The 26,479-nt window shown below is 52.2% G+C and carries 19 protein-coding genes; 13 read left to right on the top strand and 6 right to left on the bottom strand.

Annotation, left to right across the window (positions count from 1 at the left end; all coding sequences use genetic code 11):
• Positions 1 to 749: 749 nt before the first annotated feature.
• The 4 genes from hcp (at position 750) to tadA (ending at position 4,493) form a co-directional block, all read left to right on the top strand.
• Positions 750 to 2,411: a hydroxylamine reductase gene (gene hcp, locus FCL42_RS11075; protein ID WP_136863487.1), complete on the top strand. Its 1,662-nt coding sequence runs from the start codon at positions 750 to 752 to the stop codon at positions 2,409 to 2,411.
• 104 nt (positions 2,412 to 2,515) lie between these two features.
• Positions 2,516 to 3,517, top strand: coding sequence for a hybrid-cluster NAD(P)-dependent oxidoreductase (locus tag FCL42_RS11070; RefSeq protein ID WP_136863486.1), 1,002 nt, complete (start codon positions 2,516 to 2,518; stop codon positions 3,515 to 3,517).
• A 71-nt stretch (positions 3,518 to 3,588) separates the two neighbouring features.
• Complete coding sequence (locus tag FCL42_RS11065; protein WP_136863485.1) at positions 3,589 to 3,954, top strand: VOC family protein; 366 nt, start codon at positions 3,589 to 3,591, stop codon at positions 3,952 to 3,954.
• Between the two features lie 38 nt (positions 3,955 to 3,992).
• Positions 3,993 to 4,493, top strand: a complete 501-nt coding sequence (gene tadA, locus FCL42_RS11060; protein WP_136863484.1) for a tRNA adenosine(34) deaminase TadA — start codon at positions 3,993 to 3,995, stop codon at positions 4,491 to 4,493.
• 321 nt (positions 4,494 to 4,814) lie between these two features.
• Here tadA and mltF read toward each other — a convergent pair whose 3' ends face one another.
• On the bottom strand, positions 4,815 to 6,224 hold the full coding sequence (mltF, locus tag FCL42_RS11055; RefSeq protein WP_136863483.1) for a membrane-bound lytic murein transglycosylase MltF: 1,410 nt from the start codon (positions 6,222 to 6,224) through the stop codon (positions 4,815 to 4,817).
• Between the two features lie 140 nt (positions 6,225 to 6,364).
• Between mltF and purL the strand changes: the two genes are divergently transcribed.
• From purL to FCL42_RS11025, 6 genes are all read left to right on the top strand, one after another.
• Complete coding sequence (gene purL, locus FCL42_RS11050; RefSeq protein WP_136863595.1) at positions 6,365 to 10,255, top strand: phosphoribosylformylglycinamidine synthase; 3,891 nt, start codon at positions 6,365 to 6,367, stop codon at positions 10,253 to 10,255.
• A gap of 11 nt (positions 10,256 to 10,266) precedes the next feature.
• Entirely contained in the window at positions 10,267 to 10,446 is a 180-nt protein-coding gene (locus FCL42_RS22090) for a phosphoribosylformylglycinamidine synthase subunit PurQ (RefSeq protein WP_407644374.1), read from the top strand.
• 1,367 nt (positions 10,447 to 11,813) lie between these two features.
• Positions 11,814 to 13,454: a cytochrome ubiquinol oxidase subunit I gene (locus FCL42_RS11040; RefSeq protein ID WP_136863481.1), complete on the top strand. Its 1,641-nt coding sequence runs from the start codon at positions 11,814 to 11,816 to the stop codon at positions 13,452 to 13,454.
• On the top strand, positions 13,447 to 14,586 hold the full coding sequence (gene cydB, locus FCL42_RS11035) for a cytochrome d ubiquinol oxidase subunit II (protein WP_136863480.1): 1,140 nt from the start codon (positions 13,447 to 13,449) through the stop codon (positions 14,584 to 14,586). Before FCL42_RS11040 ends, cydB begins: the two co-directional genes overlap by 8 nt.
• Positions 14,587 to 14,599: 13 nt before the next feature.
• Positions 14,600 to 14,713 carry a cytochrome bd-I oxidase subunit CydX gene (gene cydX, locus FCL42_RS11030; RefSeq protein WP_136863479.1) on the top strand — a complete coding sequence of 38 codons (114 nt, stop codon included), beginning with the start codon at positions 14,600 to 14,602 and terminating at the stop codon, positions 14,711 to 14,713.
• Positions 14,714 to 14,968: 255 nt separating this feature from the next.
• Positions 14,969 to 17,674, top strand: coding sequence for a TonB-dependent receptor domain-containing protein (locus FCL42_RS11025; protein WP_136863478.1), 2,706 nt, complete (start codon positions 14,969 to 14,971; stop codon positions 17,672 to 17,674).
• Between the two features lie 77 nt (positions 17,675 to 17,751).
• On the opposite strand, the gene FCL42_RS11020 is transcribed toward FCL42_RS11025, so the two are convergent.
• Positions 17,752 to 19,761: a methyl-accepting chemotaxis protein gene (locus tag FCL42_RS11020; RefSeq protein ID WP_169308367.1), complete on the bottom strand. Its 2,010-nt coding sequence runs from the start codon at positions 19,759 to 19,761 to the stop codon at positions 17,752 to 17,754.
• 232 nt (positions 19,762 to 19,993) lie between these two features.
• Here FCL42_RS11020 and FCL42_RS11015 point away from each other — a divergent pair, with 232 nt between their 5' ends.
• The gene (locus tag FCL42_RS11015; protein ID WP_136863476.1) at positions 19,994 to 20,242 is read left to right on the top strand and encodes an outer membrane protein assembly factor BamE; all 249 of its coding nucleotides are present in this window, start codon (positions 19,994 to 19,996) and stop codon (positions 20,240 to 20,242) included.
• Between the two features lie 79 nt (positions 20,243 to 20,321).
• Positions 20,322 to 20,570, top strand: a complete 249-nt coding sequence (locus FCL42_RS11010) for a YdcH family protein (protein WP_136863475.1) — start codon at positions 20,322 to 20,324, stop codon at positions 20,568 to 20,570.
• Here FCL42_RS11010 and FCL42_RS11005 read toward each other — a convergent pair.
• Both FCL42_RS11005 and FCL42_RS11000 read right to left on the bottom strand, forming a co-directional pair.
• Positions 20,567 to 23,683 (bottom strand): efflux RND transporter permease subunit, encoded by a 3,117-nt coding sequence (locus tag FCL42_RS11005; RefSeq protein WP_136863474.1) that lies wholly within the window; start codon positions 23,681 to 23,683, stop codon positions 20,567 to 20,569. The genes FCL42_RS11010 and FCL42_RS11005 overlap by 4 nt on opposite strands.
• The gene (locus FCL42_RS11000; protein WP_136863473.1) at positions 23,680 to 24,801 is read right to left on the bottom strand and encodes an efflux RND transporter periplasmic adaptor subunit; all 1,122 of its coding nucleotides are present in this window, start codon (positions 24,799 to 24,801) and stop codon (positions 23,680 to 23,682) included. The genes FCL42_RS11005 and FCL42_RS11000 overlap by 4 nt, the downstream gene beginning before the upstream one ends.
• Before the next feature lie 102 nt (positions 24,802 to 24,903).
• Between FCL42_RS11000 and FCL42_RS10995 the strand changes: the two genes are divergently transcribed.
• Positions 24,904 to 25,515, top strand: a complete 612-nt coding sequence (locus FCL42_RS10995; protein ID WP_136863472.1) for a TetR/AcrR family transcriptional regulator — start codon at positions 24,904 to 24,906, stop codon at positions 25,513 to 25,515.
• Positions 25,516 to 25,526: 11 nt separating this feature from the next.
• On the opposite strand, the gene FCL42_RS10990 is transcribed toward FCL42_RS10995, so the two are convergent.
• Together FCL42_RS10990 and FCL42_RS10985 are read right to left on the bottom strand one after the other, a co-directional pair.
• The gene (locus FCL42_RS10990; protein WP_136863471.1) at positions 25,527 to 25,772 is read right to left on the bottom strand and encodes a VF530 family protein; all 246 of its coding nucleotides are present in this window, start codon (positions 25,770 to 25,772) and stop codon (positions 25,527 to 25,529) included.
• Between the two features lie 101 nt (positions 25,773 to 25,873).
• Positions 25,874 to 26,434: a chalcone isomerase family protein gene (locus FCL42_RS10985; protein WP_136863470.1), complete on the bottom strand. Its 561-nt coding sequence runs from the start codon at positions 26,432 to 26,434 to the stop codon at positions 25,874 to 25,876.
• Between the last annotated feature and the right edge of the window lie 45 nt (positions 26,435 to 26,479).

The raw sequence follows: 26,479 nt of genomic DNA, 5'->3' as shown, positions 1-26,479 counted from the left end.
ACCACTGGGGTGACTTAGATAGTAAACAAGCGCCCTACGGGGTCTGACTAACGGTTTATACCAAATGCAGTAATGCTCTGTGCAGTTCAGAAGCTCTCACAAGTTTTGAATCAAGGCAGCGTTGCGAAGGAATGTTGGTACCTTTCGAACGACGCTAACGCAGAGTCGGAGCTTGTGAGAGCTTCCCGGAGGGCTGATTTAATCGGCTCTCATACTGCGTTAGTAAACCTCACTTTAGACCCACTAGAGCTTCACTTTACTGCCTTGTCTGAGCACCAATTAATTTCAGCTGAATGAACAGACCATTAGTGCAATTGGTATCACTCTGCGTTAAACGATTTCGACGTAGAACCACTATGCCTTTAATCGTTTGCCTTGATTAAAACCCGTTATCCTAGACCAAAATTTCATCACAAAAGATAAACAAACCCTATGGTCTGTTGACCTTTTGTGTCTGTTTTTGCGCTATTGGTCTATTTCCCTAGGCTTGAGCATTACCAAAGATAAACAGACCTTAATTTTTAACCTCCATCTTAAGCTCAGTCGGTGCTAATACAACCAATCCAACCACTTATCTTTTGAGTGACGCCAGTTCAATTTGCAACTGATTCTTATTACATGGCACCAAATTTGATCTCGATCATCCTTATTTAAAGTTGCATCAAAAATGCCTTTTAAACTGTTTTGGGGAGGATTATGCTTTGCTCACATAAACATTCAAATGATATGCAACATTAAAGGAGCGCCCTGTGTTTTGTATTCAGTGTGAGCAAACCATGCAAACCCCAGTGGCCAATGGCTGTCAGTACGCCATGGGCATGTGTGGAAAAACTTCCGAGATTTCTGATCTTCAAGACGTACTGGTGTACATGCTGCAGGGCGTAAGTGCTTACGCAAATGCAGCTCGTGAAGTGGGCGTGGTGGATGCCGCTGCTGACGCTTACATTCCACAGGCGTTCTTCTCAACTCTGACCAACGTAAACTTCGACGCTGAACGTCTGGTGGCCTACACCGCAGAAGCGGTAGCGGCTAAAACCCGTTTGAAAGCAGCCTATGAAGCGGCCTGTACCGTGCAGGGTGTAGAACCGAAGACCCTTGTTGGTGCTGCTCAATTTGAGATCAGTGCTGAAAAAGCGGCCATGCTAAGCCAAGCGCCTCAGACTGCGGTAAACCGTGATGTGGAAACCATCGGTGAAGACATTTTGGGTCTGCGCCTACTGAACTTGTATGGCCTGAAGGGTGTGGCGGCTTACATGGAGCACGCTCGCATTCTGGGTCAGCAAGATGTTGAAGTATATGGTGAGTTCCATCGCATTATGGCTCGTCTGGGTGAAGACCCAAGCGATCTGAATGAACTGCTTGAACTGGCGATGGCCACCGGTCACCTGAACTACAAAGTGATGGAGATGTTGGACAAGGGCGAAACCGATGCTTTCGGTCACCCTGTACCAACCAAGGTTAATATGAAGACCGTTGCCGGTAAGGCAATTCTGGTTTCAGGCCACGACCTGATTGATCTGCAGCACATTCTGGAGCAGACCAAAGACAAAGGCATTAACGTTTATACCCACGGTGAGATGTTGCCAGCCCACGCATACCCAGAGCTGGGTGGCAATTACCCGCACTTGGTGGGTAACTATGGTAGTGCGTGGCAAAACCAGCAGAAGGAGTTCGCCAACTTCCCTGGTGCCATCGTAATGACCTCCAACTGTTTGATTGATCCAAACCCGGGTTCCTACGCCGATCGCATGTTCACTCGTAACATCGTTGGGTGGCCTGGCGTGGTTCACCATACTGGTGATGATTACAGCGCAGTAATCGAGAAAGCGCTGGAATGTGAAGGCTTTAAGTACGACGAAATCCCTCACTACACCATGACCGGTTTTGCACGTAACGCCCTGATGGAAGCCGCTCCAGCGGTTATCGAGCAGGTTAAAGCGGGCAACATTCGCCACTTCTTCTTGGTTGGCGGCTGTGATGGTGACAAGCAAGAGCGCAACTACTTCACTGAGTTCACCAAAGCAACTCCAGATGACACTCTGATGCTGACTCTAGCGTGCGGTAAATTTAAGTTCAACGATCTGGAGTTCGGTGACGTAAACGGCATTCCTCGTCTGCTGGACGTGGGTCAATGTAACGATGCTTACTCTGCCATCCAACTGGTGATCGCGCTGGCGGAAACCTTCGAATGTGGCGTTAATGACCTGCCTCTGTCTTTGATTCTGTCTTGGTTTGAGCAGAAGGCAATTGCCATCCTGCTGACTCTGTTGGCATTGGGCATCAAAGACATCCGTGTTGGTCCTACCGTACCGGCGTTTTTGACCGAGAACCTGATCAACCACCTGAATGAGCAGACCGGTCTGCGTCTCATCACCAACGTTGAGCAAGATTTGAAAGACATTTTGGGCTAACCAAAGTCTAGGGTTGGGGGCTGCGGCCCCCTTTTTTTGTTCCCAGACCGTTTTTTATCAATACCGCTTTTTGTTTTAGATTTGTATTGCTGTAGGAGCCTTTGATGCAACTGACCTGCACCGAAATTCGCCAAGAAACCGCTGACGTTAACACCTATCTGTTTCAGTCGAACTCCGATATCGATTTTATCCCTGGCCAGTTTTTGCCGCTGCAAGTCAGCATCGATGGCCAGCAGCACAGCCGTTGCTATAGCTTGGCATCGATTCCCGGAGACGATCATTTGGCGCTGACCATCAAGCGCATCGACGGTGGTCTGGTATCGAACTACTTGGCAGACCATGCCAAGGTCGGGGACGCTTTTGCCACTCTGCCAGCAGCGGGAGAGTTTCACTATCAGTATGCCAAGCAGGGTAAGCTGTTGCTGCTTAGTGCTGGCTGTGGCATCACGCCGGTGTACTCTATGTTGCGTCAGCGTTTGGCTCAAGATGCGGATGCCGACATTGTGTTTGTACACAGCGCCTCACACTCAGCGGATCGTATCTTCGTCAATGAGCTTGAAGCGTTAGCGGCCGCTCACCCAAACCTGACGTTGCACTGGGTGATCTCCAACGATCCCCAAAAGGGGCAGGTTCAAGGTAAGTTGGATGCGCGCCTGTTGTTGTCTTTGGCCACAGACATTCGAGATCGCACGGTACTGATGTGTGGTCCAGAGGGCTATATGTTGGCGGCCAATGAGTGGTTTAAGGCTCTGGGTGTGGCGGAAGATAAGGTATTCCAAGAAGCTTTTCACAGTGCGGTAGCGGATTACGCCAGTGGCGAATCACAGCAGGAGAGTGCCCAAGCTGGATACACCATGACGGTAGGCGACAAATCGGTGGCCATTGGTGAAGGCCAAACGGTACTGGAAGCGCTGGAGAGTGAGCAACTGCCAATTTTTGCGGCCTGTCGTTCAGGCGTGTGTGGCAGTTGCCGATGTAAAAGCAGTGATCCCACTAAAGTAACCAGCACTGCGGCATTGGCGTTGCCACCGGAAGACGTTGAGCAAGGCTACTTCCTCGCTTGCGCCAGCACCCTATCGGGAGATGTGGAAGTTAGTATTGGTTAGGCTAAAGCTGCTCCTAGATGCAAATCAAACGCTACCCTTTGGGGTAGCGTTTTTTGTTTTGGAGAACAGTCATGGCTAAAGCACTGGGTGTAGGTGGCGTCTTTTTTAAGAGCAGCAATCCGAAATTATTGGGAGAGTGGTATAAGCAGCATCTGGGAATGGACGTGGGAGAGTTTGGCTGTAATTTTGAACCAGCAAAGCTACCCGAAAACGCGTTGACGGTGTGGTGTGCCTTTGATGAACAGACTCGTTATTTTGACCCATCTGAGCGGCGCTATATGATCAATTTGATCGTGGATGATCTGGATGGCGCTTTGGCCCAGGTAGAGCAGGGCGGCGCAACACTGGTGGCAGAAGTGGTTGAGGAGAGTTATGGCCGCTTTGGTTGGTTCGTGGACCCTGAAGGCAATAAGATTGAATTGTGGCAACCGGCGTAACCCTTTAAAATCGGCATCTTTTCGTTAAGGGGGCACCAATGGAACAACATCAAAAGTGGATGCGTTATGCCATGAAATTGGCGCAGCAGGCGGAAGCCATTGGTGAGATCCCGGTCGGTGCGGTGCTGGTCAAAGGAGATCAGGTGGTCGCGGAAGGTTTTAATCGCAGTATTATTGATCACGACCCCAGTGCCCATGCAGAGATGCAGTGCCTGCGCAGTGCCGGACAGGTTCTTGAGAATTATCGTCAACTGGATACCACTCTGTATGTCACCCTTGAGCCCTGTCCTATGTGCGCGGGGGCGTTGGTGCATGCCAGAGTGGGAACCGTGGTCTTTGGCGCCAGTGATTTAAAGACCGGCGCCGGGGGTAGTGTGATGAATTTGCTACAGCATTCTGCGCTGAATCATCAAGTTGAGATAATCTCAGGGGTGCTGGCTGACGAGTGCAGCGAACAGTTGAGTGCTTTCTTTCGTCGCCGCCGAGCGGAGAAAAAAGCGCTAAAGCAGGCTCAAAGGGCCTCTAAAGCGGACTCTTGAAGGAAAACCTTAGCGCGATGCAGGGTTTTCATATGGTTGCGTTTTCGCAAGTTTCTTCGGCGCTCGGATAAGCTACTCAATGCTTTACGCCTTCTGGTTGGTGTCTTCATCATAGACAGTTCTCCCTTTGTGTTTGTGGTGGAATGTATCCCCTCTGTGTTTCATGAAAATGACAGCGTGACCAGCCATAAAATGACACTAGCTGTTTGTTAAAGATGGCATTTTTTGAAAAAAGTTCAAATAAACGACAAATCTTCATCCATAAATAGTATCGCCTATGGTGGTTTTCAAGAGGTTTAGCAAAATATTGTGGGAAAGACCTTAAAAAGAGGGCTGAGCGTGAGCTGCAGTAACAGTGGCATTCGAATCTTGATTTTCCAGCAGTACTAAGGTGTCGTAGTAGCGCTTAATGTTGTCTACATAGTGGGCGGCCACTTTTCCTTCGGCAAAACCATAGCGGGTGTGTTGGTAGTAGCGTTTTTGATTGAGCCTAGGCAGCATCGATTTAACGTCGCGCCAACTGCTGGGATCGAGGCCGTGACGCTGGGCAATCACCCGGGCGTCTTCCACATGTCCCAAACCAATGTTGTATGCCGCTAAAGCAAACCAGATCCGTTCTGGCTCGGGAATGGAGGCGGGTAAGCGTTTGATGAGATCTTGCAGATATTGACTGCCGCCGCGAATGCTCTGCTCTGGATCCAGCCTGTCTTTGACTCCTACCCGTTTGGCGGTAGAGCGAGTGAGCATCATCAACCCGCGTACCCCTGTGGGGGATTTGGCTCTGGGGTTCCAGTGGGACTCCTGGTAGCTCACTGCCGCCAGTTTGCGCCAATCAAGGTTTCCCGAGTACTCCTCAAACCATGGTTGATACTTTGGCAGAGTTTTTTTGGTGGCACGAATAAAGGCCCGAGTATCAACAAAGTCGAAGCGTTTTGCGTGACCAAAGTACTTCTCTTCCAGTTGAGGCAATCGTCCCTGTTGATTGAGGCCATGCCAATAATCTAATAAGTCGCTAAACAGCGGGTTACTGGTTTTGGCATGCAGGGCCCAGCCGACTTCCAATTCCTCCCCGAGATTAAAGGCTGAAGCCAGTGTTGGGTAAAGGCGCTGGGCGGCGGCTAAGGTTTTGGCATCGGCAATGGTGTAGTCCAGTTCCCCAGAGGCGACTAACGCCAGCAGCTCGTGACTGGCTTGAGTGTCGGTTTCTTGCCAATGTAGGTAAGGGTAATCGGGACTGAGTTTGGCCAAAAGCTCCGCATGACTGGAGCCTGCCATCACCATAATGCCGTTGTTGATCTGATTGAGATTTGCCGGTTTGGGCTCACCACGGCGATAAACCAGTTGCATCTGGGTGGTATAAAGCGGCGGACTAAAACGCCAGAAGCTTCGGCTTAATGTAGTGTGTGGCAAACTGGAGGCGATCAGATCCAGCTTGTCGTTACTCATATCATTAAACAGTTGCGACAGGGAGGAGTAGGGGACGAGTTTGAGCTCTCGGCCTAGGTGACTCGCGAATCCTTCGGCCAGTTCATAATCCAGCCCCATGGGGCCAGCGCTGCCAACCACATAGGTCGTCGGGCCGTAGAGCGTGCCCACTCTAAGTGGTCCAGGCTCGGCCACTTCGACCTTAGGAGGTCGTTGCACCTCCAAGTCTAGGCAGCCACCTAAAAGCAACAAGCTTGACGCCAAGGCAGCGAATTTGATTATAAAAGGATTAAAATTCAGACCCATCTTCCTTTTAAAGTAGGCTGTTTTGCCACCGCCGTTTCCACTATAATAGCGCCACCTTTGTTTCCGGACCCAGTGATCCGATTCGGAACACGGTCACGGAGCACCCTACACACAAAAACTATATAAGGTAAAACACCGTGATTAAGATCCTCCGCGGCGCGCCGGCTTTGTCGACGTTTCGGGTTCAAAAGCTGATCTCAGCTTGTGAAGACGCCAACCTTCCCGTTACCGATCTTTATGCTGAATACGCTCACTTTGCCCATCTCTCCGCTCCGCTCAGCCCTGAACAAACCTCCCACCTCGAACAGATATTAACCTATGGCCCTAAGTTGGAACAGCACCAACCTGAAGGCAAATTGTTACTGGTGGTCCCCCGTCCTGGCACAATTTCTCCTTGGTCATCAAAGGCTACCGACATTGCTCATAACTGTGGCCTTAGCCCTGTTAAGCGTCTTGAGCGTGGTGTTGCTTGGTATGTTCAGCTTCAAGGCGAGCTAACCGCAGAGCAACAGAAGCAGCTTCTTGGCCTGATTCATGACCGCATGGTAGAGGCCGTTCTTGACAGTTTTGAGGCCGCTGATGCCCTGTTTGCCGTGGCCGAGCCTGCGCCTCATAAAAGCGTAGACATTTTAAGTGGCGGTCGTGACGCCCTAGCGGCGGCGAACCAGACCATGGGGCTGGCGCTGGCAGAAGATGAAATTGATTACCTTGTAGAGAATTTCACCCGTCTTGAGCGCAACCCTAACGACATCGAACTCTATATGTTCGCTCAGGCCAACTCGGAACATTGTCGCCATAAAATCTTCAATGCCGATTGGACTATCGACGGAAATGAACAGCCTAAATCGCTGTTTAAGATGATTAAGAACACCTTTGAGCGCAACCCGGAAAACGTACTGTCTGCTTATAAAGATAACGCCGCCGTCATGGTGGGTTCTGAGGCGGGCCGTTTCTTCCCGAATCCGCAAGGCACCTATCAATATCATCAGGAGCCGGTTCATATCCTGATGAAGGTAGAAACCCACAACCACCCAACCGCCATCAGCCCATTCCCTGGAGCGGCAACCGGTTCTGGTGGTGAGATTCGTGATGAAGGGGCTACGGGCCGAGGCTCTAAGCCGAAAGCGGGCCTGACTGGATTTACCGTTTCTAACTTGAATATTCCAGGGTTTGAACAGCCGTGGGAGCAGCCATATGGCAAGCCGGACCGCATTGTAACGCCTCTGGAGATCATGACCGAAGGTCCTCTGGGCGGCGCCGCCTTTAACAACGAGTTTGGTCGTCCGGCATTGCTGGGTTACTTCCGTACCTATGAGCAGCAAGTGAGCAGCTTTAATGGCACCGAAGTGCGTGGCTACCACAAGCCAATTATGCTGGCGGGCGGCTTGGGTAACATCCGTGAGGAGCATGTTCAAAAGGGCGAAATCCCCGTTGGCGCCAAGCTGATCGTCTTGGGCGGCCCAGCGATGAACATCGGCTTGGGTGGCGGTGCCGCATCGTCGATGGCGTCAGGCCAGTCCTCAGAGGATCTCGACTTTGCTTCGGTTCAGCGTGATAACCCTGAAATCGAACGCCGCTGCCAAGAGGTAATCGATCGCTGCTGGCAGATGGGGGATGCTAACCCTATCGCCTTTATCCACGATGTGGGTGCTGGTGGTCTGTCGAACGCCATGCCTGAGCTGGTAGACGACGGTGGCCGCGGTGGCCGCTTCCAACTGCGTGATGTGCCTAACGATGAGCCGGGCATGTCGCCGCTGGAGATCTGGTGTAACGAGTCTCAAGAGCGCTACGTCATGGCGGTTGCCCCAGAAAACCTAGCTGCTTTTGATGAGATCTGCCGCCGTGAGCGGGCGCCATATGCGGTTATCGGTGAGGCGATTGAAGAGAAGCACCTTACTCTGGAAGACAGTCACTTTGATAACGCACCTATCGACATGCCGATGGAGGTGCTGCTGGGCAAAGCGCCTAAGATGCATCGTGACGTTGAGTCTCGTACTAACCAATCACCGGCGCTGGATTTTGCCGGTGTTACTGTGGCTGACGCCGTGCGCCGAGTATTGCGCCTGCCAGCCGTGGCAGAGAAAACCTTCCTGATCACCATCGGTGACCGCAGCGTAACGGGCTTGGTCGCTCGGGATCAGATGGTTGGCCCTTGGCAGGTGCCGGTGGCCAACTGTGCGGTGACCGCTGCCACCTTAGATAGCTACCACGGTGAAGCGATGTCCATGGGTGAGCGCACGCCACTGGCGCTGATTAACTACGGTGCTTCTGCCCGCATGGCAGTCGGCGAGGCGATCACTAACATCGCTTGTGCCAACATCCCTTCACTGTCCAACATTAAGTTGTCTGCTAACTGGATGGCCGCTGCAGGTCACCCCGGTGAAGATGCCGGTCTGTACGAAGCGGTGAAAGCGGTGGGCGAAGAGCTGTGCCCAGCATTGGGCTTGACCATTCCGGTGGGCAAAGACTCCATGTCGATGAAGACCGCTTGGAATCAAGATGGTGAGGACAAGAGCGTAACCTCACCACTGTCGCTGGTGATTACCGCCTTTGGCCGTGTTGACGACGTGCGCCGTACTTTGACCCCACAGCTGCGTTTGGATAAAGGCGAATCCAGCCTAGTGCTGATTGACCTCGGTAATGGCAAACAGCGTCTGGGCGGTTCGGCTCTGGCTCAGGTCTTTAACCAGCTGGGCAACGAAGCGCCGGATGTGGACAGCCCTGAGCTGCTGAAAGGCCTGTTCAACGCGCTACAGCAACTGAACAGCGAGCAGAAGCTTATCGCCTACCACGATAAGGGCGATGGTGGTCTGTTCGTGACTCTGGCAGAGATGGCCTTCGCTGGTAAAGCGGGTGTTCAAGCGGATCTGACTGCCCTTGGCAACGACGTATTGGCATCCCTATTCAACGAAGAGTTGGGTGTGGTGCTGCAGGTTGCCGATGAGCAGTTGGAAGACGTGGCAGAGATTCTGGCACAGCATGGACTGGGCCAGTGCAGCCACGTGATTGCCAAGGTGAATGATGGTGACCGTATCGTCATCAGCCAAGGCGATGCGGTGGTGGTGGATGAATCTCGCCTTGAACTGCGTGGCATCTGGGCTGAGACTACCCATCAGATGCAGCGTCTGCGTGATAACCCAGAGTGTGCCGATGAAGAGCATCAGGCTAAGCTCAATGGCGACGATAAAGGCCTGTCAGCTCAGCTGAGCTTTGATCCTAGTGAAGATGTGGCTGCGCCATTCATTCTGTCGGGCAAGCAGCCGAAGATGGCGATTCTGCGCGAGCAGGGCGTGAACTCCCACGTTGAGATGGCCGCCGCGTTTGACCGTGCCGGTTTCGAAGCGGTAGACGTTCACATGAGCGACATTCTTGAGGGCCGCTTGACGCTAGAGCAGTTCCAAGGCCTCGTTGCCTGTGGCGGCTTCTCCTACGGTGACGTGTTAGGTGCTGGTGAAGGTTGGGCGAAGTCGATTCTGTTTAACGACCGTGCTCGCAGCCAGTTCCAGCAGTTCTTCGAGAGTGATCAGACCTTGGCACTGGGCGTGTGTAACGGTTGTCAGATGCTGTCTAACTTGAAGAGCATCATTCCGGGCTCTGAGCACTGGCCACACTTTGTGCGCAACCGCTCTGAGCGTTTTGAAGCGCGCTTCTCTTTGGTGGAAGTGCAGCAAAACCCAAGCTTGTTTTTCCAAGGCATGGCGGGATCTCGAATGCCGATTGCGGTTTCTCACGGTGAAGGTCGAGCAGAGTTTGCATCTCAAGAAGCGTTCTTGGCGGCGGATAACTCTGGCACGGTGGCGCTGCGTTATCTGAATCACGATCATCAGATTGCGACGGCATATCCAGCCAACCCGAACGGCTCTCCTGCGGGCATCACCGGTTTAACCACCACTGATGGTCGAGTGACCATCATGATGCCTCACCCAGAACGTGTCTTTAGAACGGTTGCGAATAGCTGGCATCCAGATGAGTGGGGCGAAGATTCTCCATGGATGCGGATGTTCCGTAATGCTCGGGTTGCTTTGAAATAACCTGAAGTTTAATAAAGCGGCGCCTACCCAGGCGCCGTTTTTTTATGAGGCGGAGTGGCCTCCATGATGCGCCATACCCACGACCAGAGCGCGTATTCCGGACTGTTGCAAGTAGCTGGCACCCAGATGAGTGGGGCGAAGATTCCCCATGGATGCGGATGTTCCGTAATGCGCGAGTGGCTTTGAAGTAGCACATGCTTGAATGAAATAACGGCGCCTACTCAGGCGCCGTTTTTTTATGAGGCGGAGTGGCCACCATGATGCGCTATACCCACGACAACAGATCTTTTGAAGTAAGTCCGTGCGTTTGCCTCCGGCGGGGGAGGGTTTCACCCTCTGCACACCCTAGGCCTCCAGGGTGACATATTTCCTCGCTCTCACTATCGGCCCGATGCGCCACCGGTGGCTTAGCGAGCCTTTCGGGCGTGCTGTCCTTGGTTTTGTTGCGTCGAGGTTTCTCTCGGCGTCACCAGTCGGCAACTGGCGTACGCATTTCGCTTCAGTTTTGAAGGGGAGCTTTAAAAGGAGCAGGCATTAGAAATGTTGTACAAACTAGGACGAAATGTGATGTGATTTTACATTATAAATTCGTTAGTTACGTTTTTCGGCTAGGGGGGGGCGAAGCGGTATGGGTTGGCTGGTGTAATAAAGATGACTGATTTATGTCATCGGTCAGGCGCAGAATAAAAAAAGGCCGCTCCAAGAGGGGCGGCCAAAGAATGCACTAGCATTTCGCAAAGAAGGTGATACTTGCTTGCCTAGGGAGCGGCAAGCCGGGCGATCACAGAACCTGTGATTGGTACAGTTCGGAGAAGCTACGTTGATAGTGCTTAACCAAACGAGATAGCAATAAAGTCATCAGGGTCTCCTAAAAGAAGAAACGGTTTTCAACAGTGGAATCAGCTGGCTTATAAAAAGCCCCCTTGATTCGACGGCGCTATAGTAGTTTTGGTCTGTCCAATTAACAAGACAAAAAAACTCGAAATTCGCATAAGATTTTCTAATGTTTGTTGAGGGGTTTTAGAGGATTGACAGCCTATTCAAGAGCTGTGGCTATTTAGTCACTCGCCGCAGGTCGAGATAAAGATGAATCACTCATTTGAACTCGCATAACGCAGAGGAATAATCGGTAAAGTTTATCGAATTTAGTTTACATTGGGTGTCAAAGGTTGCGGATTTGTCGTTTTGTGATTTGGCTCTCTACCAATTCAATTTTTTTCTGGCAGGGTAGAAAGCGTTGACTGGTTCAACCATAAAATAAATCGAATTTGTTAGCTGGCTCGTGGATTATTCTTGCTTATAGGCGAAGAATGACAGCCAGATTTAGGTTAAAGATGTTAATGAAGGTAGTTGGTGGAATGGGACGTCCCCTGCGTATCGTAGAGCCGAAATCATGGCGTTCAGTACTAAGCGTATTGAGCGCGTTTTGTGGTACTTGGTGTGTGGAAAGTCCGAGCCCACTGTCTTCGTTGAACTCTTTTTATTTGCCCTCCCCTAGCCACTTGTTCCTGAGTTCTTGTTATCCGCAAACAGCAACTTTAGGTATAAGGAGATCCCAATGATTGTCGATGAAGTAGTCGATCTGTCGCGGCTGCAATTTGCGCTCACGGCGATGTACCACTTTCTATTTGTGCCCCTAACTTTGGGTATGGCCTTTTTGCTTGCCATCATGGAGTCGCTCTATGTGATGACGGATAAGCAGGTCTATAAGGACATGACCAAATTCTGGGGTAAATTGTTTGCCATTAACTTTGCTCTGGGTGTTACCACGGGTATCACCATGGAGTTCCAGTTCGGTACTAACTGGGCTTACTACTCTCACTATGTGGGAGACATTTTCGGTGCGCCTTTGGCCATCGAAGCCCTGATGGCGTTCTTCCTTGAATCGACTCTGATCGGTCTGTTCTTCTTCGGTTGGGATCGCCTGTCTAAGCGCCAGCACCTTGCTGTAACTTGGTTGGTTGCTCTGGGTTCTAACATGTCCGCGCTGTGGATTCTGATTGCTAATGGTTGGATGCAGCATCCCGTTGGTGCAGAGTTCAACTACGTGACCATGCGTATGGAGATGGCCAGTTTTGCGGAGGTGGTATTTAATCCTGTTGCTCAGGTTAAATTCGTACACACCGTGGCTTCCGGCTACGTAACGGGTTCCATGTTTGTACTGGGTATCAGTGCTTACTACCTGCTGAAAGGCCGCGATATTGCGTTTGCTAAGCGTTCGTTCTACATCGCATCGGCGTTCGGTATGGCTTCGATTCTGTCTGTTATCGTACTGGGCGATGAGTCTGGTTATGAGATGGGCGACGTTCAGAAGGTGAAACTGGCAGCAGTGGAAGCGGAGTGGGAGACTCACCCAGCACCTGCGTCCTTTACCGCAGTCGGTATTCCTGACAGTGACGCCGAAGAGACGCATTTCGCGGTTAAAATTCCTTATCTGATGGGCATTATCGCCACTCGCTCTCTGGATGAAGAGGTGAAGGGCATTAAAGACCTGAAGATCGAGCATGAAGAGCGCATCCGTAACGGTATGGTGGCGTACTCTCTGCTTAAGAAAGTTCGTGATGGCTCTGCTACCGAAGCTGAAAAAGCTGAGTTCAACGACCGTAAAGTTGATTTGGGTTACGGTTTCTTGCTGAAGCGTTACTTAGAAGAGATCGACCAAGCGAGTGACTCGCAAATTAAAGCGGCCGTAGACGATTCCATTCCAAACGTTGGCCCGATGTTCTGGTCCTTCCGCGTGATGGTTGGTTTGGGCATGGCGATGCTGCTGATTATCGGCATGTCGTTCCTGCAAAGTGCCAAGCAGCGCATTACCGCCAAGCCTTGGTTGTTGAAACTGGCGGTGGTTGCCATCCCAATGCCGTGGATTGCGATTCAGTGCGGTTGGTTTGTGGCCGAGTACGGTCGTCAGCCTTGGACCATTGCTGAAATTCTGCCAACGGCGATGTCGACCTCTAGCCTGAGCGCTTCTGATCTTATCTTCAGTATCGTTCTAATCTGTGGCTTCTACACCCTGGCCTTGGTGGCTGAGATGTTCCTGATGTTCCGCTTCGCTCGCTTGGGTCCAAGCAGCCTGAAGACCGGTCGTTACCACTTTGAGTCTGATGCCAACGCCGCGGAAGATGCGCGTCTGGTAGAGCAGATGAACACTGCTGAGACAAACCGTAAGCTCGCCAAGGAGGCGTCCAGCCATGCTTGATTATGAAATGCTTCGCGCCATCTGGTGGCTGCTGATCGTCGTTCTAATGATCGGTTTTGCGGTCACTGACGGCTTTGATATGGGGGTTGGCGCTCTGCTGCCCTTCATCGGAAAAACTGACAACGAACGTCGCGTAATGATCAACTCCATTGCGCCACACTGGGACGGTAACCAGGTTTGGTTGCTGACCGCTGCCGGTGCCATCTTTGCGGCTTGGCCACTGGTATACGCTGCGGCTTTCTCAGGCCTGTATATCGCCATGGTGTTGGTGTTGTTCTCGCTGTTCTTCCGTCCTATCGGTTTTGATTACCGCTCTAAGATTGATGATAAGCGTTGGCGTAATGCGTGGGACTGGGGCCTGTTCCTAGGTGGTCTGGTTCCACCACTCATCATTGGTGTGGCGTTTGGTAACCTGTTCCAAGGGGTTCCGTTTGAGTATGACGAGTATCTGCGCGTGTTCTACCGTGGCAGCTTCTTCGGCCTGCTGAACCCATTTGCGTTGCTGGTTGGTCTGCTGTGTGTGTCCATGTTCTTGCTGCAAGGTTGTACTTGGCTGCAGATGAAGACCGAAGGTGAGCTGTATCAGCGTGTGGGTAAAGCCACTAAGGTTATCGGCGTGGCCGGTGCGGCGCTGTTTGTCCTGATTGGCCTGTGGATGTACAGCGGCATCGACGGTTATGTGGTGACCTCTGCCATGGATCACAATGGTCCATCGAACCCAACACTGAAAACCGTAGAAGCGGCTAGCGGCGCTTGGTTCAGCAACTACAATGCCATGCCTGCACTGTATGTGCTGCCTCTGCTTGCGGTACTGATGCCTTTGGCAACGGCAGCGCTGTCTAGCCTGAACCGTAACGGTTTGGCGTTTGTGACCAGCTCTTTGAACTTGATTGCGGTTATCGTAACGGCGGCAGTGTCACTGTTCCCATTCGTGATGCCTTCCTCTTTGAACCCAAGCCACTCACTGACCATGTGGGATGCGACCAGTTCTGAGATGACCCTGAACATCATGTTTGCAGTCGCTTGCATCTTCGTTCCAATCATTCTGGGTTACACCACCTGGTGTTACATCAAGATGTTTGGCCGTTTGAACAACGACTTCATTGAGTCTAACAAGCACTCGCTTTACTAAGGAGCCCAATACTATGTGGTATTTCACTTGGATTTTAGGCGTGTTGCTGGCGTGTGCATTCGGCATCATCAACGCCCTGTGGTACGAACACAGAGAAGAGATGGCCAATAAGCAGTCTGAAGACTGATTGCTGCCGTCCTAACTCACTGAGTTAATACAGAAACCGTCCTCCATTGAGGACGGTTTTTTTATGGCTAGCTGTTTTTAGTGATGCAATTGTTAATGTTTGGTTAATTTAATATTGTATCCAATATCTTATTTGTGTAGTTTGTATACAGTATGCCGATGGCATCACATTTAGGGGCAGATAAAACCAACAGTACCCGCAGTACCCAAAGCTCCAGGGATGGGACGCTTAGATTGCAATTAAAGGACAAAGATAATGAAACGCTGTCAGTTAGCTACGGTGATCGGTGCCATGATGGCTACCGCTTTACCAACCGCAGTTTTTGCTGAAGAGGCTGAAGCTGAAGAAGTTGAACGAATTGAAGTTACCGGTTCACGTATTCAACGGATTGATATGGAGGGAGCTTCTCCCGTTACCGTATTGAATGCGGATGAGTTGAAAGATCAGGGCTTCGCAACCGTTGGTGACGCGCTGCGCTCGTCAAACTTGAATGCTTTCGGCTCTTGGGGCGGTGGTGCAAACAATGGTTGGTCATCTCAAGCAACGGTTCGATTAAAAGGGGCTTCGTCCAATCACACCCTAACTCTGCTTGATGGCCATCGTATGGCCAAATCACCCGTACTGGATGGTGGCGCTTCAAACATCAACACCATTCCAATGGCGGCAGTAGATCGGATTGAGATTCTGACCGACGGTGCTTCGGCCATCTATGGTACTGACGCGATTGCAGGCGTGGTCAACGTGATTCTGAAGAAGGACTTCGAAGGCGTTATGTTTGAAGGCCGTTTGGAAGAGCCGGATCGCGATGGTGGCGGCAACTCCAATAGCTTGTCTTTTACCGGCGGCTTGAGCAGCGACAAGGGTAATTTGGTCTTTACCATTGAGCACTACGAGCAAGATAAAATCATGATGAAGGATCGCTGGTTCGCCAATGCCCGTGTTCTTCCTGGTGGCGACCCGACGGTGCAGCAGGACTGGACCAATATTAGTGGTACCGGAAGGGTACTTCAGCAAGGTGCTGCTGGCGGTTGGATGTGGTCTCACCCTTTTGAAAATGAAGATCTAACTTGCGCTGACGTCTATGGCGATCGTTTTATTGGCGTGCTGGATGACGCCAACTACCCAGGAGACACTCTGTGTGGCTACGATTACGCCCAAACTGCGGCTTTGAGCGCCGGAGTCAAACGTAATAACACGCTCATTCATTATAACTATGAGCTGACTGATAATATTGAGCTGACGGCTCGGGCCTATTGGGCTGCCAATGAAACTTTGGATTTGTCTGCTCCCGTTCCGGTTTCCAATGAATTTAAGATTCCTCAAGGTTTACCTGCTTACACCACTGCTGAAGGCATAGAGCTGCGGGAGTTGGTGGCCGATCCTGACGCAGGCATGAGCTTCCGCTTCGATACTGCAGGTAACCGTCGTGCCGAGCATTACGACAACATCTTCGATTACTTGCTGGCGTTAAACGGTACCCATGGCGATATTACCTGGGACTTTGCAGCTAACTACAACCGTTACACCAACCACACCTGGGGTACTGGTTATATTCTAACCGAGAACTTGGGCGATCTGGTGGGGTACTGGGATGAGGAAGCCAATGAGTTTGTTGGCTGGGATCCTCGAGATCCAAACTCAGAGATGCCTGGGGGTGCCGCTGCGAACTTCGATAAGCGTCGTCAAGCTTCTTACTTAGATATCTCCGGTGGCTTTAGCGTTCCTCTGTTTGAGCTTCCTGGTGGTGACGTGTCCATGTATTTGGGGGCAGCCTACCGTGAAGAGGAGCTGGACTCTAAAGTTGATGCCTTGGCTGAGGCTGGCAAAATCAAGGGCGGTAATGGCGGCTCTGGTGGCGTCGGTGAGCGTGACGTTAAGGCGGCGTTCTTCGAATTGATGGTGCCCATCATTGAGGATCTCGAGCTGAACGTCGCGGGTCGTTACGATGATTACTCCGATTTCGGTAGTACCTTCAATCCACAGGTTTCTATTCGATATAACGTATTGGACTCGCTTTTAGTTCGAGCCTCTTGGGGTGAAGGTTTCCGAGCTCCGACGCTATCGGATCTCTATAAGGGCGAAACCGAAAGCTACGGTTGGGTGAAGAACTACGTTGGTTGTTATGAAAATGGCGAAGATATCAGCTCCTGTGGCCAATGGGAGTCAAGTGTTCGCTCGGTAACCGCAGGCAACAAAGAGCTGCAACCAGAAGAGTCTGAAAGCTACAACATCGGTATCGTCTATGAACCGCTGGATAACATGAGCATTTCCATCGACTACTGGAAGCTCGAGACCGACGGCCTGATCGAAACCATCGCGGCCGATGAGATTGTTAAAACTCAAGCGATTCTGAATCAGATTGCCGATGAAGCCGGTCAACCTCGTGTCGGTGTAGATGTTATCTATCCAGGTGCCAGTGTTGAGCTCGGTGGCAATGGCCGTTTGAAGAACGTGACCTTGGTTACTGCTAACCTTGGTATGAGTGAGCGTGAAGGTACCGATGTTAACTTCAACTACAGCCAAGAAACCGCATTTGGTGATTTTGATTTAGACATCAACTGGTCTCACTACATCACTTACAAAGATACCTATACCTCTCAAGGCGTGCAGATTGTTAGCGACGATTGGACTGGTCGTGAAGACTACCCTGATGATCGCATCAACTTAACCTTAAGCTACACCTATGGTGATCACTCTCTGACTTACTTTGCCAATTATATTGATGAGCAGAAAAGTTGGGATCTGGTCAGTGACGATAGCGATGAGTTCTACTACGTAGACTCCATCACTTATCAGAACATCACATACAGCTGGAATATGCCATGGAATAACCGCTTATCTTTGGGTGTATACAACCTGGGTGACGAAGATCCTAAGTTCCAGAAAAATGGTGACTACAACGGCAGCCTATATGATGAGCGCGGTCGTACTTACTGGGTCTCTTTCCAGCAGACTTTCTAAGTTAATTAGCTAACCGCAAGAATTAAAAAACCGGAGCATCTGCTCCGGTTTTTTTATGCTGGATGGTGACCTAAAGCTTATGCCTTAAACTGTCCCAATTGCTGGCGAATTTCGCGAGCCAGTCCAGTCAACTGTTCCGCGGCTCCTACGGTTTGGCCTGCGGTCTGTTCCGACTCGTGAGCCAATTCGGTGATGCCGTTAATGTTACGCGCAATCTCTTCGGCTACGGCACCCTGCTGCTCAGTTGCGGTGGCGATGGAGGTGGCGTTTTGAGACAGGTCCGTCACGCTGCGAGAGATGTGGGTCAGCGCTTCACCGGCTTGCACACTCAAGTTAGAGGAGGTTTCCCCTAACTGGCGACTTTGATGCATCTGGCCAACGGCGTCTTGGGTACGCTGCTGCAGCTGCTCAATGGTGCCGGTAATTTCGCTGATGGAGTTCTGAGTACGTTGAGCCAGAGTACGAACCTCATCGGCTACTACCGCAAAGCCTCGGCCTTGCTCACCCGCACGGGCAGCTTCAATGGCGGCGTTCAAGGCCAACAGGTTGGTCTGCTCTGCAATCTCATTGATTACCTGTATCACTTTAGTGATGGCGTGACTGCCCTCTTCAACGCGACCAATGGCTTGGTCGCCACCATTAAGGGCTTCCCCTAGAGCAGTCATCTGGTTGATGACTCGGTCGACCTGATGGTCACCTTCACGGGCGGCTTCATCCACGCTGGCGGTTTGCTCAGCAGAGCTGGTGGCGTGGCGGGCAACTTCTTGCACCGAGGTGGTTAGCTCCTCGACAGCTGCTGCAATTTGATCGGTTTGCTGCATCATCTGCTGAGCACCGCTGCCATTCACTTGGGCAACGTTCTGCATCTCGGCCGCCGCTTGTTCCAGCTGGTTGGTCGAGGATTGCAGCGTTCCAATTAGCTCTCTTAGGCTGCCAGACATAAAGGCCACACTGGCGGTAATGCGATGCACTTCGTTTTTGCTGGTCTCATCGGCGTGGGGCAAAGATACCGTCAGATCGCCGTGGCCAATCTTATCGATTTGACGTGATAGACGTTCCAGAGGCTTGAGATTGCGGTTCAGCATCAGGTTCAGCAGCACGGTGATCAGCAGCACGCCAAATACTGATAGGCCGATGTTGGTTTGAGCCAGAGGTCCCAGAGCTTTCTTCATCTCAGCCTCTGGCACCATCAGGGCCACCATCCACTGCGCCTGAGGCACTGGGGTGGTCATGATGAACCAATTTTCACCATTAATGGTGTAGTTATGTTCGTAATGAGTGCGAGAGTCCAGCGCTTCTTTATACACGGGAACGTTGTCGTCGCTAACAAACTTGGTGTACGACTCGTGGGAGTACTCTGGGTGATAGAGGATGTTGCCATCTTCATAGCGCAGCAGTGACACATAACCGGTCTCGCCAATGCGGGTTTTTGCCAGCGCTTCCCCGAGGGAGTCCATCATGGCAGACACGTCTTGGCCGGTGTACAGAATGCCGACGATGCTGCCAGCCTTATTGCGGATTGGGCGGTAGCTGGTCAGATAACGGGTACCGAATAAAGTGGCGTAGCCTTCGTAGTTTCTACCTGCCATGATCTCTGCATAAGCAGGGTGGCTCTGTCCTAGGCTGGTACCGGTAGCGCGTTTGCCATCGGCTTTTTTTAGGGACGTAGAGATACGAACGAAATCGTTACCATCTTTTACAAATACCGTGGCTGTGCCTCCGGTCATCTTGGCAAACCGGTCAACCTGAGCCACGGAGCTGTTGACGAGGTTACGACCGTGGCGAAGACCCGGTGCATTGGCGCCGGCGATATTGACTCGGCGATCCATCAGTTTAAATTCGGCGGAGAACATCTTATCGAACAGGTCGGCGTTATTACGAACCTGACCGATCATCGACAAATATTGCAGATCCAGTGTGTCGGCCAGGGTATTGGCCATTTCCGACTCGGTGTCTTTTAAGGTTTTAGTTATGCTGTCGGCGGCTACTTGATAACCGAAATATCCGGTGATTAGGAAGGTGAAGATTGTAAGTATGAATGCTGACACGCCGAGTTGACGGCCAATATTCCAATTTTGAAAACCCATATTATGTCCCTGATGGTGCCGCATGTGGGGAGGCGACATCGACTCTCTCAATTCTTCTGCGCGATCTTAGGGGAAAATGAGATTTAATGAGATGATCTAAATCACGTTCAATGGAGCTTAAAGGTGATCAGACACTAACGGGTTTTGTTGACTTCTGAGAGGCTTGTGGCTGGCATCGACCTATGGAAATGGGTAGTCTGAGGCAAGATAAATACAGTGTTGGAGAGCAAAAATGCCTAAATGGACCTGGGTTTTACTGACCTTACTACTGGCCGGTTGCAGTAAAGTAAATCAGGAAAACTATGACAAGCTTGAATTGGGGATGTCCAAACAGGAGGTGGAAGCGGTGATTGGCGGCTCCGATGAGTGCTCCACCACCCTAGGAACAGAAACCTGCTTGTGGGGCGATGACACCACTCAAATTAAGGTGGGTTTCGCTGGCGATCGCGCCATCTTATACACTCAAAAAGGCCTGAAGTAATTTCTGCTGAGGTTGCTGGAGCGATTTACGTTCCCTGTCTAAGTTTAATGGTGGATTCTAATCGACAGAGGACACCCCTATGCTTGGAGAAAGCCACGCGCTGACGGATGATTTTCCAGATTATAAGGATCGGATCCACGCCCTGAAAACGGTGGACGTTGAGTTCGCTTCCATGGCCAAAGAGTACCACTCTTTAGACCATCGAATTCGGGGGCTGGAGATGAATGATGTACCTACCAGCGACGATGAGTTCATGCGTCTTAAGTCGCGGCGGGTAGAGCTGAAAGATCAGCTCTACAACCGCATCATCAATGGCTCAGGTCGCTAATTGGCTTGGGCTTTATACCCAGTTACATTAATGATCTGATCAGTAGTGTGATCGCTGTTAAGGGGCTTTTGGCCCCTTTTTCGTACCAGAATGTAGGCAGAGGGCACAAACACAAACGACAGGAAGGTGGTTAACAAGGTACCGCCAGCAATGGCCACTGCAAAAGGAGGCCAAAAGCCACCACCGGAGAGAATCAGTGGCAGGAAGCCGCCAAAGGTGGTGATGGTGGTCGAGCCGATGTGGCGACCACAACCAACGACGGTATCGATGATCGCCTGTGGTTTCCCCTGTTGAGCTTGCTCGTTCTCCTGCAGTTCAGACAAGATCACAATCGCGGCGTTGATCGCCAATCCCGCCAGACCCATTAGCGCAATGATCACGTTGAAGCCGAAGGGGTAGCCCATCAAATAGACCGACAACAGCCCTAAGCCTGCCGATTGGCCGGCGCTGGCTAGAATGATGGTGGTCAACTTAAATGAGTTGAAGCTCATCACCACAACGGAGATCAGCAGCACCATGATGATGGTGACCGATGACATCAGCTTCGACACCGCTTGGTCTCGCTTAGCGCTTTCTCCGCCAATTTCCAGTGTGTACCCAGCAGGGAGGCGCTGCTGAAACTCGGCAAGATCCAGCTCGATCTGGTTGAGTACTTTGGATGGCAATATTCCCGCGGTTAGGTAGCCCTCAATGGTGTTGATGCGCTGGCCATTGCGGCGGGGAATGGCTGCTCGGCCAGACTCAATTCGCATCTGTGCTACTGCGGAGAGCGGCAACATATTGGCATGCTGACCAATCAGCTGAATGGAGCCGATGTCGGCGGCCTGGTTGCGATCTTGGGCATTAAGTCGAACTCGCACCGGGAGATTCTCAACCCCTTCTAAGACACTGCCACCTTGTACGCCATCCATGGAGGCTTGCAGTTGGCGAGAGATCTGCGACAGCGCCAAACCATTGGCCAAACTGGCTTCCTCATCGATGTCCAGCTTCACTCGAGCGGCGCCACTTAACAGCGTGGCTCGAGTTTGGGTGATCTCCGGCTGGCGGTTGAGCAGCAATCTGAGCTCATCCCCAAGCTGGGTCAATCGGTCCAGCTCTGGGCCATAGACTCGCAGTTCGATAGGCGCGTTGAACGGTGGTCCTTGCTCCAGCTTGCGAACCAGAATCTGCATTTCAGGGTGACGCTGCTCCAGCGTTCGCTGCAGTTCGGGAATCAAGCGGTCCGCTTGTTCAAAGTCGGTGGCGGTGATCATCCCCTGTGCGTAGTTGGCGGCGCCGCGGCGTCGCTGCATCAGGTTGTAATAAAACGAGGGGGCGTTGCGGCCAAAAGTCCACGTGGTTTGCTCAATGCCCGGTTGCTGTGATAGCCAAGCATCCAGCTGCTGCACCTGCTCTAAGGTGTTGGGCAAGCTGGCGTGTTGCGGCATGAATACCTCAATGTGGAACATGTCGCGGTCGGCGGTGGGAAAGAACTGCTCGGTCATCTGCCCTGCGGCCCAAAACCCGGTGGCAGGGGTGAGAAACATCGCCACTAGCGTTAATTTGGGCCAAGCCAAGGCGATGGCCAAGGTTTGACGCAGGGCTCGCCCAAGCCAAGGTAGGGTGATGCCTTGAGACCACCAGCCTTGCTGCTCTCGGGGCCGAATAAATCGCCCCCCCAAACCGGCGATGACGGTCAGTGAGATAAAGTAGGAACCGGCCAAGGCAAAACTCACGGCCAGGGCGATGCCACCGACAAACTCTCCAGCGGGACCTGGCATCAAGAAGATGGGGGCGAAGGCTAAGATGGTGGTTAAGGTTGAACTCAGCAGAGGCAGCCAGAACTGCGTTAAGGTCGCGCTAACTGCGTCAACGGCACTCATGCCGCGGCTGCGCCGCTGACCGATGGCGTCCACCACCACGATGGCGTTGTCCACCATGATCCCGAGGGCAACCACGAGGCCTGTGACCGACATTTGATGAATGGGCAGGCCGTAAAGCTGCATGCCGAATAGGGTAAACAGGACGGTGATCGGCAGGGAAAATGCCACCAGCATTGCACTGCGCCAACCAAGGGTGACAAACAGCACCGACAGGATGAGCACAAACCCCAGACCCAAGTTGTTCACTAATTCCGCCAAGCGAATGTCGGTGTAACCATGTTGGTCAAATAGGGTACGTACCTCAACATTGCCAGCCAGCAGTGGTGAGAATCCAGCTAGGGTCTCCTCCACGTGGTTGCTCCAGATGTCGATGCGAGCATCCGGTAACATTCTGACCGCCACCAACACCGCTTGTTGGCCTTCATTGATGACGTACTCTTCCGGCGGCCATTTGCCACTGCGGCTGACGCTGGCAACATCCATCACTCTGAGGGTATTCAGCTCATCCCCTGGACGCAGTGGGACTTCGCGAATGCGGTTGAGAGACACCAGTTCACCGTCAACCTCCAGCTGGGCTCGAATGCGATTGCCCTCCAAGTTACCTGAGGCAGTTTTGCTGTCGGCGGCTTGCAGTTGATTGGCCAAATCGTCGATAGACAAACCCAAGGCAAACAGCTCCGCATCGTCGATGCTTACTAGAATCTCCTCCTCAAGCTCGCCAAATACCTTGGCAAAGTCGGTTCCCGGAATCAGTCGCAGACGGCTCGCCAGTTCCTGAGCGTAGCGCCCTAGCACCGTGCCGTCGGTTTGGGTTGGTCCTTGCCACTGCACCGCAAAGATGCGGGTAAAGGCGTAGGCGAGTTGGTCGTCCAGTGACGGCGTGCCGCTGCCTTGAGGCAGCGAGGGGGCAACGTCGTTGACCAGGTCTCGGGCTCGGGTCCAAACCGGTTGCGCATCGATGATGCGGTCTTGAAGCTCAATGGTGATGACCGAGATGCCAGGCCGTGAGGTGGAGGTGAGGTTTTTAATCTCATCTAGCTGCCGTAGCTGCGCCTCCAAAGGTTCGGTGAGCAGCGCCTCCACTCGCTCTGCGGTGGCGCCGGGGTAGGGGGTCACGACCGCGGCGACTCGGTTGGTTAGGTTGGGGTCTTCCGTTTGCGGCAGGTTTTTAAGGGCGCTTAGACCGGTGACCAGCAGCAGCGCCGTCATCAGGACAATGACCCTAGGATTCTCAACCAAGGCTTTGATCATAGCTGCGTACTCTCAAGGCCCGCGGTATCGAGTTGGGACTGATTGGCTTCGATCTGCACTCGCTGTCCAGCCACTAAGCGTTGCAGTCCGGTCGCGACCACCGAGTCATCATCGACGATGGCGCCGCTGACCCAAGCTTCACTGTCGTTGGCGTGCAGCACGCGCACGTCTCGGCGCTCCACTTGGAAGTCGCCATTGTCTAAGCGCTCCAATACATAGAGGCTCCATAGACCTCGCAACCCAGCGGTGAGGGCCGACAGTGGCACCTTGGCGTTGCGACTGGCGATCTGCTCTTCCACCTCTAGGTAGATAAGTTGCCCATTTAGAAGGCGTTTGTCTGGGGCCACCGCAAATCGCAGTGTCACGGTGCGGGTGCTGGCATCCACCTCGGCGCTTTGGCCTAAGTAGTTAAGGCTTAAGGGCTCACCATCCACATTGGCGCGCCAGCTGGAGTTAGGATCCAGTTTCGACAGCAATCGCACCGGCAAGCCAATGCGCGCTTCGACGGCACCTTCCGGCACCAAGGTGAAGGCCGGTTGTCCGGCACCGGTAACCTGTCCTTCGTTAATGTGGCGCTTGATGACCACACCGGAATAGGGAGCCTTAAGTTCGCTTTTTTGTAGGCGGATGGCGTTGGCATCCAGATTGGCGGTCAGCTGTTGTGATTGGGCGGTCAGCTGAGCTTTCTGGCTACGAAGCTCATCCAATTGCTGCTCAGACTGATACCCCTGCTTCGACAGAGACAGTTGACGCTTTAAGGTGGTGTTGACCAGATCCAGATCCGCTTGGATTTGGGCGAGTGAAGCTTGCAGTTGCCTGGATTCGCTTTGCAGCAGTCGAATATCCAGTCGAGCCAGAGTTTGGCCAGTGTCAACCCGTTGCCCAAGTTCTACATTAATCTGCTCTACGGTACCTGAAGGCTCGAAGCCGAGATCACTGGTTTGAGGATGGAAAATGCGGCCGACAAATTTGTGGGTGATGGGGTAGCTGTCCTGCATGCTCAGGGTGACGCTTTGAACCTGAGCAACTGGCGACTCTGCTTTGGAGGTCACCTCTGGCTGGCACCCCATTAGCAGCGAGGCTAAAAACAGGGTTGGGATTATGGCTGAATGTGTCATAACATGAACTTTACATTTAGACTGATGAGTCCAGTTTGGGTTAATCAAACTGGACTGTCTAGTCCAGTTGGTGAATTTTTTGTAAATAATTTGTGAGTTCTTATGGGCGTGGTAGCTAAGGATCGGAAAAGTAAGAAACGTTGCCAGATCATGGAAGCGGCGACAGCACTGTTTATGCAGAAAGGGCTGGAAAACACCTCCATGGACGAGGTGGCAGAACACGCCGGTGTGTCTAAGCAGACGGTCTACAGCCACTTTGGCAGCAAGAACGATCTGTTTGTGCACTGCATCGAGGATCGCTGTGTGAGCTCGCAAATGACCGCCGAGAGTTTCCAGCTGGATGCCGAGCCTGAGCCCCTGTTGCTGGACTTCTCTCATCGATTCTTGGAGATGATCCTCAGTCCCGAAGTGCGCCATGTATTTTGCTCCTGCGTGCGTTGTGCAGAGAGCCACCCTGAACTCTCCAGCCTCTATTACGAAGCTGGGCCAAAACGGATGTTAGAGATTGTCAGTGGTTACTTACACCGGCTGAATGAGGCGGGTGTCTTGGTGATCCCCAATATCACTTTTGCGGCGCAGCAGCTGCTGTTGATGTTGCACAGCTTGGATAAGATGCGTGGAGATTTAGGCTTGGCCCATGTGATGGGCCAACAGGAGCGCAAGGCTTATGCAGAGCAGACGGTCGCGATGTTTCTAAAGGGCTATCGCCCTTAGTCGCTAACGGCTTATTTTTGTTGTTGGTTCCATTCGTTGATGCGGTCGATGGAGTCTAGGTACAGCTGTTCAACCTTGTCTCTGGCCCAAGGGGTTCGACGCAGAAACTTGAGGCTGGATTTCACCGATGGGTCGCTGTTGAAGCAGTTGATGGGAATGCGGCGGCCTAGCTCTCGCCAACCATAGTATTCAGCCAGCTGTTCAACAATCTTCTGAAGCTTTACCCCATGCAGTGGGTTATTCGGTTGGTTGTCCATGGGTACCTCGGGATGGGACGGTTGAGCATAAAAGGCGGCAGTGTATCACACCCCGCCTTTTTGAGCCGGAATATCCCCTTGCTTCAGCGCCAGAGCACAGTTCAGTTGCCCAGCATCTCCTGCTTGAGATCGTCATCTGCAGGGTCGTCACCGAGCCAGATGCCAAAGAGCGTGGTTCTAAACTGCTCACCTTCAACCAAGGTCAGCAGTTCACCATTTTTGAAGGCTTCCACACCAGTACCGGGGATGGACACAAGAGTGAATTGGTCGCCCTCTTCAATGGGCTGGTTAAAGACCGCAATGAAGCGCTCGATCTGCGGCTTTAAGTTGTCGTAGTCCCCTTTGGCCGCTTTCTTAAAGCCCGCTTCGATGGTGTCGATCATCTTATCTGAGGTGATGAGCCCAGAGACAATATTGAGGCGAATGGCATTAAGGTCATCGCCGCTGAGAACTTGCTCGGCACTGATGTCAGCAGCGCTGGAGTAGAGCGACCCCACATAGAGATCCATAAAGAATTTGGAGCGGATTCCGGCGCCTTGCAGTGTCAACGGTTGCCCTTGGGTGTCGAGGCTTGGGCTGAGAGTCACGTCGGCGATGGTTTTGGCCGCTGCAGGGAGTGTGGTTGCCGCCATCAGGCTGGCCATAATCAGGTACTTTTTCATGATGATCCACAAACAACTTGGAGGGGGCTCAGTGTTGCAGGTGTT

This window comes from Ferrimonas aestuarii (assembly GCF_005116665.1).
In the GTDB taxonomy this organism is placed as follows: Bacteria; Pseudomonadota; Gammaproteobacteria; order Enterobacterales; family Shewanellaceae; genus Ferrimonas; species Ferrimonas aestuarii.
Note: the sequence above shows the minus strand (reverse complement) of the source record. Positions and strands in the feature narration are given on the sequence as shown.

Excerpts from the sequence above, each read along its gene's own strand:
- FCL42_RS10990 (WP_136863471.1), bottom strand. The coding sequence starts at position 25,772 with ATGGACAACCAACCGAATAACCCACTGCATGGGGTAAAGCTTCAGAAG.
- mltF (WP_136863483.1), bottom strand. The coding sequence starts at position 6,224 with ATGGGTCTGAATTTTAATCCTTTTATAATCAAATTCGCTGCCTTGGCG.
- cydX (WP_136863479.1), top strand. The coding sequence starts at position 14,600 with ATGTGGTATTTCACTTGGATTTTAGGCGTGTTGCTGGCGTGTGCATTC.
- FCL42_RS10985 (WP_136863470.1), bottom strand. The coding sequence starts at position 26,434 with ATGAAAAAGTACCTGATTATGGCCAGCCTGATGGCGGCAACCACACTC.
- FCL42_RS11065 (WP_136863485.1), top strand. The coding sequence starts at position 3,589 with ATGGCTAAAGCACTGGGTGTAGGTGGCGTCTTTTTTAAGAGCAGCAAT.
- tadA (WP_136863484.1), top strand. The coding sequence starts at position 3,993 with ATGGAACAACATCAAAAGTGGATGCGTTATGCCATGAAATTGGCGCAG.
- FCL42_RS11000 (WP_136863473.1), bottom strand. The coding sequence starts at position 24,801 with ATGACACATTCAGCCATAATCCCAACCCTGTTTTTAGCCTCGCTGCTA.
- FCL42_RS11025 (WP_136863478.1), top strand. The coding sequence starts at position 14,969 with ATGAAACGCTGTCAGTTAGCTACGGTGATCGGTGCCATGATGGCTACC.
- FCL42_RS10995 (WP_136863472.1), top strand. The coding sequence starts at position 24,904 with ATGGGCGTGGTAGCTAAGGATCGGAAAAGTAAGAAACGTTGCCAGATC.
- FCL42_RS11010 (WP_136863475.1), top strand. The coding sequence starts at position 20,322 with ATGCTTGGAGAAAGCCACGCGCTGACGGATGATTTTCCAGATTATAAG.
- cydB (WP_136863480.1), top strand. The coding sequence starts at position 13,447 with ATGCTTGATTATGAAATGCTTCGCGCCATCTGGTGGCTGCTGATCGTC.
- FCL42_RS11040 (WP_136863481.1), top strand. The coding sequence starts at position 11,814 with ATGATTGTCGATGAAGTAGTCGATCTGTCGCGGCTGCAATTTGCGCTC.
- FCL42_RS11015 (WP_136863476.1), top strand. The coding sequence starts at position 19,994 with ATGCCTAAATGGACCTGGGTTTTACTGACCTTACTACTGGCCGGTTGC.
- FCL42_RS11070 (WP_136863486.1), top strand. The coding sequence starts at position 2,516 with ATGCAACTGACCTGCACCGAAATTCGCCAAGAAACCGCTGACGTTAAC.
- FCL42_RS11005 (WP_136863474.1), bottom strand. The coding sequence starts at position 23,683 with ATGATCAAAGCCTTGGTTGAGAATCCTAGGGTCATTGTCCTGATGACG.
- FCL42_RS11020 (WP_169308367.1), bottom strand. The coding sequence starts at position 19,761 with ATGGGTTTTCAAAATTGGAATATTGGCCGTCAACTCGGCGTGTCAGCA.